This is a genomic window from Mesotoga sp. HF07.pep.5.2.highcov (assembly GCF_003666285.1).
GTDB classification, from domain to species: domain Bacteria; phylum Thermotogota; class Thermotogae; order Petrotogales; family Kosmotogaceae; genus Mesotoga; species Mesotoga prima.
In genome coordinates this window covers 1-7830 of sequence record NZ_JFHJ01000455.1, presented here as the reverse complement: position 1 = coordinate 7830, position 7830 = coordinate 1, and the positions used below count along the sequence as shown (strand labels likewise).

Below are 7830 nucleotides of genomic sequence, written 5' to 3'. Positions count from 1 at the left end.
GGATAATAGGCCTTGCAACAAGCAATCTCTCATACTTCTTTTCATCTACAACCTTCCTCAGACCACAAGCAAGCGAAATCAGCGTCTTACCAGTTCCGGCAATTCCTGGTATAAAGACGACCCTCACCCTATCGTCCAAAAGCAGTTCCATGGCCATCATCTGTTCGTAATTTCTGGGCTTTATCCCCCAGTTGCTTGTATCCATTGTGACTTCAAGAGGAACTATCATTTCGCCGTCGGGAGTTACCCTTCCGAATATTCCCTTTCCGAAGTCAACAAATTCATTTGCCCCAACGGAATCGGAGAGTTCATCCACCGAAAGCTCGTCCCTATCTATGAACTTGTCTCTAAGGCTGAGTCGTCAAACGTGTGAACTCCTGAGAGCTTGTCGTCGATTTCAACTTTATCGTGAAGGTAGTCTTCAGCCTTCATCCCCATTATGTCGGCTTTGACTCGCATGTTGATATCCTTACTGACAAGTATCACAGGAAGTTTATCTACGAGTTCAAGTTCTTTCATATATAGAAGGATAGCGTTATCCTTGTACCCGCTTGCTGCAAAAGGCGGAAGCTGGCTCTTGAATTCATTGAAGACTGCTATTCTCAGCGTGCCGCCCGACTCCAGCCTAACACCCTCGGTCAGTCTGCCCTTAGATCTCAACGAATCGAGAAACCTGTTGACTTTTCTAGCATTCTGGCCAACAGATCCCGAGTTTTTTTTCAGCTTGTCTATCTCTTCAAGAACGGGAAATGGAATGATTAGATTGTTGTCCTCAAAATTGTCAAAACAGTATGGATCATGAACAAGAACATTGGTATCGAGTATAAAGTCTTTTATCAAACTTAACCCCTCCACTTCTTTTCGTATTTGACCATTTGAGATATGCCCCCGAGTCTTCTTGCCAATGCCAGAAAGACTTTTGCTGTTACCCTGGCATCGTCCATCGCCCTGTGAGTCGGAACATCTCTTATTCTCAACCTCTTCGCAATGCTCTTAAGACCATAAGGCCCTTCGGAAAAGACTTCATGAGCTATGTCAATAGTGTCAATGTAGTTATTTGCTAAGGGCAGTATTCCGGTTTCTTTCGATGCAATATCAAAAAAAGTCATGTCATTAACGATGTTATGACCTACAATCGTGGCTCCTCCAACGTAATTTCGGAATCTTGGGAAGACCTCTGCCATTGTCGGTTCATCTAACACATCCTCATTTTTCAGCCCGTGAATGCCTGTAATCTGCGCCGGAATCATTACAAGCGGATTCACGAGCGACTGAAATGATAGATTGTGCAAGATCTTGTTTCCATAGACCGGAATAGCTGCAATCTCAAGAATCCTATCCCCTTCAAGGGGACTGGATCCAGTTGTTTCTGTATCAATGACTAAGTAGATCTTTTTCATTTCTAAACCTCCGTGAAAATTTTACCATGAGACCGCTTATACTACCGGCTTCCTCTTTACTATACAATTGAGAGAGGTGATTCATTTGAAAGAACTTTCCGTTATCATCGAGCACACACTCGGAATTGAAGAGGCAATAAAGAGATTGAATAAGAAAATCGAAGAGCTGAAGAGTGAATATGAAGGGAAGTTCGCCCTTGACTCAACCTGGGAAGACGACTCCCTGAGATTCAGGTTGAAGGCGGCCGGAATGAAGACAGAAGGTTCTGTGAAGTTTGCCGATTCTACTGTTACGCTATCAGGAAAACTACCCTTAACGTTGGCTGCTTTTAGAGGAAGGATCGAAAGCACTTTGCGAGCTGAGCTTCTAAAAGTTCTATGTGACTGTGACTGAGAAGTGTCTGTAGATCTGCATAACCACAGCTCCTTTTCCCCTGACAGTCAGACACCTGTGGAGGAAATCGTTGAGGAAGCAATTCTTAAAGGACTGAAAGTTATAGGAATCTCCGACCATGATGATCTTGACGATTCCTTCCCTGATAGCTACAGGATGAAAGATCCTGAAATCTATTTGAGGAGCCTTTCTCGCATGAAAGAGAATTCAGTTATCAAGGTTCTGGCGGGTCTAGAAGTCGGGCTTCAGTCATGCGCAAAGACCTTACCTGAAGGTGACTTTGATTACTTCATTTACTCGGTTCACGGAATTCCCGGAATTAAAGACCTGACTTCCGGGGACGTTTGGACGCTTTATCTGGAAGAGGCAATCGAGGCGATTTCCGGTATCGACAGACCGGGTTTTTTCGGTCACATCGATTTTCTCAGAAGATATCTTCCCGGTCATAAAGCTCTTGACAACGAGGAACTTCTTTGCGAATTACTGAGGAAGCTCATAAGAGCCGGTATCGGAATTGAGATAAACACATCGGGTTGGCGTTATCCTTACAAAGAACCTTCACCGCAACGCTGGATTGTGGAGAAGTACTTTCTCTGTGGAGGGAAGTTTGTGACAATAGGTTCAGATTCTCATAGAAGGGAGGACGTAGGTAGTCACGTTTCCGACGCATTACTTCTGCTGAAGAGCATTGGATTCAAGGAGGTCTTTTACTGTGAAAAGATGGAATACAAACCCGTTGCGTTGACTATTTATTGAGAACTGCTTTTTTTGTTCCGCAAGAGATCTCTCAATTTGAAGAGATTCCCAACACGAAGTATCCTTGCCGAAAGAAAATACACTATTATTCCTGCAACAAGAGTCAACGAAGTCGAAATGAATCCGGTTCCAAATAAAGTCCTCCCAGCAATCATGACGCATGACATGACAAGCGAAGCAAGTATTATCTTCAAAATAGCAATAATCTTTTCTCTGTCGTATCCGCTCCACCTAAACAGTGCAACCGAAACGGTAACTGTGCCAACGATTCCGGCCACACTTGTTGCCAATGCAACGCCAAGCGGCCCAATTGTAAAACCAAGCAGAATATCTAGTGCTACATTGACGCTTACCATGATTGCGGAGATGATAGTCGGAGTTCTGGGACTCTTTCTCGCATAGTAAGCCCTTGATAAAACCCCATACGATCCATAGAAAGGCAATCCCAGAGTATATCCGTAAAGAAGAGACGTGGTAAACGCAGTATCGGATGGTGTAAAAGAACCCCTCTCAAAGAGAATCCGAACTATTCCTTCACCCAGGACCAGAAGACCCAGAGTCGAAGGTATGATAAGAAAGGCGAGCACAGTCAATGAGTCCCACAGAGCCTTCCTGAAACGGTCTCGCGCATCGGAACCGGAGAGTTTCGATAATCTTGGAAGTGCTACAGTGGCGACAGCAACGGCGAAGACGCCCAGTGGAAGTTGATAAAGCCTCTGAGCATACCCCAGGCTAGAGACTGCGCCTCGACCCAGTTCAGTGGATACTCTTACATCTACAAAGGAATTGATTTCGTTTATAGCCGGAGATACGGCCGAAAAAAGGAAAAGAATAAGGAACTCCCTTACATCACTTTTGCTGTATCCCGGTTTGAAGACAAAGCCCTTCGATTTGGCCGCCAGAGCTACAACAACCAATTGGATTACCCCGCCAGCCAGGAAACCTATAGTCGGTCCGACAATTGGTGGCGAAAACCTTTCTGAAAGCAGAATCCCTGCGATAGTTGAGAGATTTATGAACATTGGAGAAACCGCCGCAATGAAGAAAGCATCGAGACTGTTGAGAACTCCGCAGTAAACTGCCCATAGAGAAACAAGCGCTATGAATGGAAAGGAGATTCGAATTAATCTCGATGTCAGGTCCAATGCATCCTTATCGAAACCCCCGGCAAATACTGAGGCTACCCCCTCTGAAAAAACCATCCCTCCGGCGGAAATCGATCCAGCAACAATCACTACAAAGACAATGACAGTAGAAGCAAAGACAAAGGCCCTTTCTCTTGAAATCTTGAGCTTTTCGTTGAAAACCGGAACAAATGCCATGGTCAAGGCGCCGTCTGCGAATATCTTTCTGAGGAAGAAGGGGATCATTATTGCCACAAGATATGCATCATATTGAGCAGAAGTACCAAAGTAGTTTGCAAAGAGGGAGTCTCTCGCGAGACCCGTTAATCTGGATAACATAGTTGCTATGGCAAAGATAGCGGTGCTTCTCACAGTGCTTGCCGTCATAGAGACCTCCAGACAAGATTATAATACATGGAATGAGTCGGTGAGCAGCTTGTGCTCGTCGATACTCTCTAAGATGTTGAGTCGGGAAACTGTGATATACTGAACATGGCTTTTGTGAATGGAAAGAAGGAGGGAACGGCCAGACGGCTGAAGAAGATGAAAAAGGTAGCGCTAATTTTCGGGACGAGACCTGAAGCTGTGAAGATGGCCCCTGTGTATCTTGCTCTGAAGAATTCACCAATTAGACCGGTAGTTATAGCAACGGCACAGCACAGAGAGATGCTCGATCAAGTTTTATCCTTATTTGGCATAGAAGCGGATTTTGACTTAAACATAATGCAGGAGAGACAGTCACTGGCAGGCCTTACTTCAAGGTTGATAAGCAAACTCGAAGAGATTTACTCAGAGAACGTCTTCGATGCGACTCTGGTTCAGGGCGACACAACTTCTACGTTTGCAGGAGCACTTGTCTCCTTCTATCACAAGATTCCCGTAGGTCACGTTGAAGCAGGACTCAGAACCGAAAACATATATGACCCCTTTCCTGAAGAGATTAACAGAAGGCTAAACGGAGTCATCTCATCATTCCACTATCCCCCCACTGAAAATGCGAAGAACAACCTTCTGAAAGAAGGAGTTCCTGAAAACAAACTACTGGTAACTGGCAACACCGTGATTGATGCCTTGCTCTGGGTAACGGAGAATCGATCCGTACTCACTTCGAGTTTTAGAGAAGCACTCGGTGTAGAGGAAGATGAGTACATACTGGTAACCATGCATAGAAGAGAAAACTGGGGCGAGCCGATGCGACAGGTCATGAAAGCAATAAAGGACATACTTAAAGAGTTTCCGAAGATGAAAGTTGTATTTCCCGTTCACTTGAATCCCGCCGTAAGAGAGGTTGTTTATCCTGAGCTGGAGAAACATGACAGAATCGTCTTAACGGATCCACTCGATTATCTCCCTTTCGTATCGTTGATGGAAAAGGCGAGGATAATACTGACCGACTCCGGCGGGATTCAGGAAGAGGCTCCAGCTCTGGGGAAACCAACTTTGGTACTAAGAAAAACGACGGAACGACCGGAAGCCATAAAGGCAGGAACCGCGAAGCTCGTTGGAACAGACAGAGATTTCGTCTTCAATGAGACAGTCAAACTTCTAAGAGATTCTGATGAATACAGGCGAATGGCAAACGCAAAAAATCCGTTTGGAGACGGTACTGCATCAAAGAGAATCTTGAAGCATCTTTGCGAGAACCTTTAGATAATGCTCCCTACTCTAAGCTTTAGGCATCTCTCATTTTCAACTCCCAGAAGTATTCGTAAAGCTCCGATAGCGCGGAAAAGGCCGCCTCAAGGTGACCGACAAGTCTGGAGGATAGAAGAATCTCATCGATTTCGTGATTAGAGGCGATGTAGAAATCTCGATACTGAAGCCATTCGGAAAGGCTGTCAGACACTCCCTTCCTATTCCTCCTTCTCTTGTATTTCTCACCGAAGACAGAAAATTCGCTATCTCTCAGAACCTCTGTCTTTTCAACAAACCTTACAGGGTTTTTCTCGATCTCTTCAGAAAGCTTAACCATTGTCGCCCGGGAAGGCAGATAAAAACCCATTCCGTACCGGTACCAGTCTGGAAAAAGCTCGAAAAAGAACCCAGGAGAGTCTTTCCAGTTGGGTCCTGGAACTCTGAAAGTGAACCACATATTAGTTCGGTATGGTGGTTTTCCCTTGTTACGTCTCGCATCTCTGCTGATCCTGCTAATAGTCTTTCCCACCTGTGGTCTAACGTCTATAAATGGATCGATTCTCTCCATGGAAGGGCCTAGCTGCTTTACAAGAGCTCTGAATGGCTCCAACAGTTCTATACGGTATCGATCCCTGTTTCTTTCCATCCATGATCGGTTGTTGTTAATCCCGAGATCTATCAAAAATGAAAGTGTCTCGCCGGAAAAACCTTCGAACCTCTTTTCACTCATTTTGCCTCCATTATCGGAACGGGAATATAACTACCATTCTCACAATAAAACACTTCTTTAATCCCCATTTGCCTAAGCAAAGAAAGCGCTTTCACAGTGAAATTTCCGATCTGTGAGGCCCTGTGCGAGTCTGAACCTACCGTAACAAAGCGGCCCCCCAGGTCTATATATCTCTCTATTACCCATGGCTGGGGAGAAGGGTCCCCAATTCCGTACATCCAGCCAGAGGTGTTCAACTCGAGTCCAACGTGATTCGATACAAGCTTCATCAGAAGCGTATCCATAAGCTGCCCAGGTTTGGGAGGCTTTGCTTTCGGGATATGCCTTCGCAGAAAATCAAGGTGACCAAAAAAGCCAGGTCTGTCAATGAGATCTACCGCACTGATAGCCTCTTGAAGGTATATATCCCAAGGGTTTTCAAGGGTCTTGAGATCGGGTCTCCCTGGAACGGTGTGAACAGAGTAGATGAAATAGTCCATTTCTTCACCGGGCCAGAGAATTCCTTCCGATTGCAGGCCAAGCTCAAGCCCGGCAAGAACCTTTATTGGATACTTTTCGCTTAAAGTTCTTATCTCTTTTAGATACACGCTTACTTCTTCGGGCTGAAGACAGACCTCTTGGGCTACATATGGATCAAAGTGATCGGAGATTCCGACTATCTGAAGACCTTCCTTCAATGCCGATTGTATTACCTCTTCCACGGTATTCCTTCCGTCGGAATACGTAGTGTGATTGTGAATATCTATCATACAACAACTCCACAATATTCACTTGCAAATCAGTCCGATAGCAATTGTACAGCTGCTCTCTTCTCTTTATCTGTGATATGCAAATATATACTAGTAGTGCTAAGATTTGCATGTCCCAGCAATTCTTGTACAATCTTTATACTTGCACCTTTTTGTAGAAGTTGTGTAGCAAAACTATGTCGAAATAAATGTGGATGTACTCGTTTTTCCGGATATACATATTTTACTTGTGTATTTAGTACTTTTGGAATTACGTTTCTTGCCATTGGCTCTCCCCGTGTTCCTATAAAGACGTGGTCTTCATACTCACTCACGGGAAACTCTCTTCTTATTTGGAGATACTCCTTCATAATGGAGAGAACCTGGTCGTTCATCGGTACTTCTCTATCTCTGTTCCCCTTTCCGCTCATGATCCTCACCGCCGGCGAATTGCCCATTCTGAGATCCCCGAGCCTCAATTTGCACACTTCGCTTACCCTCAATCCACAGAAGTACATTACTGCAACTATAGCCTTGTTTCTTTTGCCCAGGTTGGTACTTCTGAAGGAAGAAAGGATCTCCATGACCTCATCATGCGTTATGTAATCAGGGATTCTACGCCGTGTCTTCGGATTCTTGATCAGCTCGGTCGGAACCTTACCTACCGTTCCACTTATGTAGAGAAACGTGTAGAATGATCGGATCGTCGAAAGATTTCTGGCCACGGTAGTTGCAGAAGGTCTCTTCTTCGAATACTTCCCCTGAGAATACTCTTTAACGAACAGCTCGATGTCTTTTCTCTTCACCGACTTGTAGTCAATTCCACGCTCATTAAGAAAGAGCTCGAAATGATGGAGATCGGAAAGATAAGCGGCAACTGTGTTGGAAGACATATTTCTCACAAATTCCATGTTCTCTTTGAATCTCTCAACTGCTTCGGAAAAGTCCATTTTCAACCCCCAGATTATCATAAATATGAGTCATAATAGTCATTATGACTCATATTTCGTATTATAGCACATGGCTTTCTTCAATGCTACGCGTGTAAGCTCCATTCAATAGG

The 7830-nt window shown here is 44.7% G+C and carries 10 protein-coding genes; 3 read left to right on the top strand and 7 right to left on the bottom strand.

What is annotated here, in order from left to right:
• From BG32_RS16575 to BG32_RS09640, 3 genes are all read right to left on the bottom strand, one after another.
• Nucleotides 1-316, bottom strand: a 316-nt coding sequence (locus BG32_RS16575; protein ID WP_259459660.1) for a PhoH family protein, incomplete at its 3' end; no start/stop codon positions are given.
• Nucleotides 317-333: 17 nt separating this feature from the next.
• Complete coding sequence (locus BG32_RS16570) at nucleotides 334-840, bottom strand: PIN domain-containing protein (RefSeq protein ID WP_259459659.1); 507 nt, start codon at nucleotides 838-840, stop codon at nucleotides 334-336.
• Between the two features lie 2 nt (nucleotides 841-842).
• Nucleotides 843-1400 (bottom strand): PolC-type DNA polymerase III, encoded by a 558-nt coding sequence (locus BG32_RS09640; RefSeq protein ID WP_014730545.1) that lies wholly within the window; start codon nucleotides 1398-1400, stop codon nucleotides 843-845.
• 85 nt (nucleotides 1401-1485) lie between these two features.
• Between BG32_RS09640 and BG32_RS09635 the strand changes: the two genes are divergently transcribed.
• Nucleotides 1486-1794, top strand: a complete 309-nt coding sequence (locus BG32_RS09635; protein WP_014730544.1) for a polyhydroxyalkanoic acid system family protein — start codon at nucleotides 1486-1488, stop codon at nucleotides 1792-1794.
• Between the two features lie 3 nt (nucleotides 1795-1797).
• A complete protein-coding gene (locus tag BG32_RS09630) occupies nucleotides 1798-2550 on the top strand; it encodes a histidinol-phosphatase HisJ family protein (RefSeq protein WP_014730543.1) in 753 nt (250 codons plus the stop codon).
• Here the strand turns inward: BG32_RS09630 and murJ are convergent.
• Nucleotides 2544-4061 carry a murein biosynthesis integral membrane protein MurJ gene (murJ, locus tag BG32_RS09625; RefSeq protein ID WP_121509799.1) on the bottom strand — a complete coding sequence of 506 codons (1518 nt, stop codon included), beginning with the start codon at nucleotides 4059-4061 and terminating at the stop codon, nucleotides 2544-2546. The genes BG32_RS09630 and murJ overlap by 7 nt on opposite strands.
• A 105-nt stretch (nucleotides 4062-4166) precedes the next feature.
• Here murJ and wecB point away from each other — a divergent pair, with 105 nt between their 5' ends.
• A complete protein-coding gene (wecB, locus tag BG32_RS09620; protein ID WP_014730541.1) occupies nucleotides 4167-5324 on the top strand; it encodes a non-hydrolyzing UDP-N-acetylglucosamine 2-epimerase in 1158 nt (385 codons plus the stop codon).
• Between the two features lie 22 nt (nucleotides 5325-5346).
• On the opposite strand, the gene BG32_RS09615 is transcribed toward wecB, so the two are convergent.
• Genes BG32_RS09615 through BG32_RS09605 form a run of 3 tightly spaced genes read right to left on the bottom strand, consistent with a single transcriptional unit; the run spans nucleotide 5347 to nucleotide 7717 of the window.
• A complete protein-coding gene (locus BG32_RS09615) occupies nucleotides 5347-6039 on the bottom strand; it encodes a DUF2461 domain-containing protein (protein WP_121509798.1) in 693 nt (230 codons plus the stop codon).
• Nucleotides 6036-6788, bottom strand: a complete 753-nt coding sequence (locus BG32_RS09610; RefSeq protein WP_014730539.1) for a histidinol-phosphatase HisJ family protein — start codon at nucleotides 6786-6788, stop codon at nucleotides 6036-6038. The genes BG32_RS09615 and BG32_RS09610 overlap by 4 nt, the downstream gene beginning before the upstream one ends.
• A gap of 29 nt (nucleotides 6789-6817) precedes the next feature.
• Nucleotides 6818-7717: a tyrosine-type recombinase/integrase gene (locus BG32_RS09605; protein ID WP_099772067.1), complete on the bottom strand. Its 900-nt coding sequence runs from the start codon at nucleotides 7715-7717 to the stop codon at nucleotides 6818-6820.
• Between the last annotated feature and the right edge of the window lie 113 nt (nucleotides 7718-7830).